Below are 2,500 nucleotides of genomic sequence, written 5' to 3' on the forward strand. Positions count from 1 at the left end.
GATGAGCAGTAGCAATGAGAACAATCAAGCCAATCGAACGATTAGTACCGGTAAGCTTCACACATTGCTGCGCTTCCACACCCGGCCTATCAACGTGGTAGTCTTCCACGGTTCTCAAGGGAATACTCGTTTTCAGGTTGGTTTCCCGCTTAGATGCCTTCAGCGGTTATCCATTCCATATATAGCTACCCTGCTATGCGGCTGGCGCCACAACAGGTCCACCAGAGATATGTCCATCCCGGTCCTCTCGTACTAGGGACAGATCCTGTCAATATTCCTACACCCACGGCAGATAGGGACCGAACTGTCTCACGACGTTCTGAACCCAGCTCACGTACCGCTTTAATTGGCGAACAGCCAAACCCTTGGGACCTGCTCCAGCCCCAGGATGCGATGAGCCGACATCGAGGTGCCAAACAACCCCGTCGATATGGACTCTTGGGGGTCATCAGCCTGTTATCCCCGGCGTACCTTTTATCCGTTGAGCGATGGCCCTTCCACACGGGACCACCGGATCACTATGACCGACTTTCGTCTCTGCTCGACTTGTCAGTCTCGCAGTCAGGCGGGCTTATGCCATTGCACTCGACGACCGATTTCCGACCGGTCTGAGCCCACCATCGCGCGCCTCCGTTACTCTTTCGGAGGCGACCGCCCCAGTCAAACTACCCACCATACACTGTCCCGGATCCGGATAACGGACCGCGGTTAGACATCCATGACGATAAGGGTGGTATTTCAAGGATGGCTCCACGAGAACTGGCGTCCCCGCTTCAAAGCCTACCACCTATCCTACACATGCCGACACGAATGCCAGTGTAAAGCTATAGTAAAGGTGCACGGGGTCTTTCCGTCTGACCGCAGGAACCCCGCATCTTCACGGGGAATTCAATTTCACTGAGTCTATGCTGGAGACAGCGGGGAAGTCGTTACGCCATTCGTGCAGGTCGGAACTTACCCGACAAGGAATTTCGCTACCTTAGGACCGTTATAGTTACGGCCGCCGTTTACTGGGGCTTCGATTCAAAGCTTGCACCTCTCCTCTTAACCTTCCAGCACCGGGCAGGCGTCAGACCCTATACGTCGTTTTGCAACTTCGCAGAGCCCTGTGTTTTTGATAAACAGTCGCTACCCCCTGGTCTGTGCCACCCCAACACACTTGCGTGCGGTGGGGTCACGCTTCTTCCGAAGTTACGCGTGCAATTTGCCGAGTTCCTTCAGCATAGTTCTCTCAAGCGCCTTGGTATACTCTACCTGACCACCTGTGTCGGTTTCGGGTACGGTCTATACGGTGGAGCTATTTCCTGGAACCGCTCCGCTGCCCTTCCAATCCAATAAGAAAGAACAACTTGTGCAATCCGTCACTACCACCAGGCCCACGAATATTAACGTGGTTCCCATCGACTACGCATTTCTGCCTCATCTTAGGGGCCGGCTAACCCTGCTCAGATTAACTTTAAGCAGGAACCCTTGGTCTTTCGGCGAGGGAGTCTCTCACTCCCTTTATCGTTACTCATGTCAACATTCGCACTTCCGATACCTCCAGGAGCCCTCACGGGTCTCCCTTCACAGGCTTACGGAACGCTCCGCTACCACACGTGACAAGTCACGTATCCTCAGCTTCGGTGCATGGCTTTAGCCCCGTTACATTTTCGGCGCAAAGACCCTTATTTAGACCAGTGAGCTGTTACGCTTTCTTTAAATGATGGCTGCTTCTAAGCCAACATCCTGGTTGTTTTGGGATCCTCACATCCTTTCCCACTTAGCCATGACTTGGGGACCTTAGCTGGAGGTCAGGGTTGTTGCCCTCTTCACGACGGACGTTAGCACCCGCCGTGTGTCTGCCGACTAGTACTCCTCGGTATTCGGAGTTTGGTTAGGATCAGTAAGACGGTGAGTCCCCATAGCCCATCCAGTGCTCTACCCCCGAGGGTATTCGGTCGACGCACTACCTAAATAGTTTTCGCGGAGAACCAGCTATTTCCGAGTTTGATTGGCCTTTCACCCCTAGCCACAAGTCATCCCAATCTATTGCAACAGATGCGGGTTCGGTCCTCCAGTTGGTGTTACCCAACCTTCAACCTGCTCATGGCTAGATCACTCGGTTTCGGGTCTAATGCGACGAACTGAACGCCCTGTTCAGACTCGCTTTCGCTGCGCCTTCACCTATCGGCTTAAGCTTGCTCGTCACACTAAGTCGTTGACCCATTATACAAAAGGTACGCCGTCACCCTTGCGGGCTCCGACTGTTTGTAGGCAACCGGTTTCAGGTTCTATTTCACTCCCCTTGTCGGGGTGCTTTTCACCTTTCCCTCACGGTACTTGTTCGCTATCGGTCATGCACGAGTACTTAGGCTTGGAGGGTGGTCCCCCCAATTTCAAACAGGATTTCACGTGTCCCGCCTTACTCAAGGACAATGAGTGTTCTACATGTACGGGGCTATCACCCGCTACGGCCGGACTTTCCATTCCGTTCCACTTTATTCCTCATTGCCACTGG

General features: G+C 53.4%; 1 rRNA gene (cut by a window edge). It reads right to left on the bottom strand.

Features of this window, described 5'->3' with window-relative positions:
* Positions 1 to 20 precede the first annotated feature (20 nt).
* Positions 21 to 2,500: ribosomal RNA gene (locus tag A3AY_RS0126490) — 23S ribosomal RNA — on the bottom strand; it runs 319 nt beyond the window's last position.

The organism is Rhizobium giardinii bv. giardinii H152 (assembly GCF_000379605.1).
Classification (GTDB): Bacteria; Pseudomonadota; Alphaproteobacteria; order Rhizobiales; family Rhizobiaceae; genus Pararhizobium; species Pararhizobium giardinii.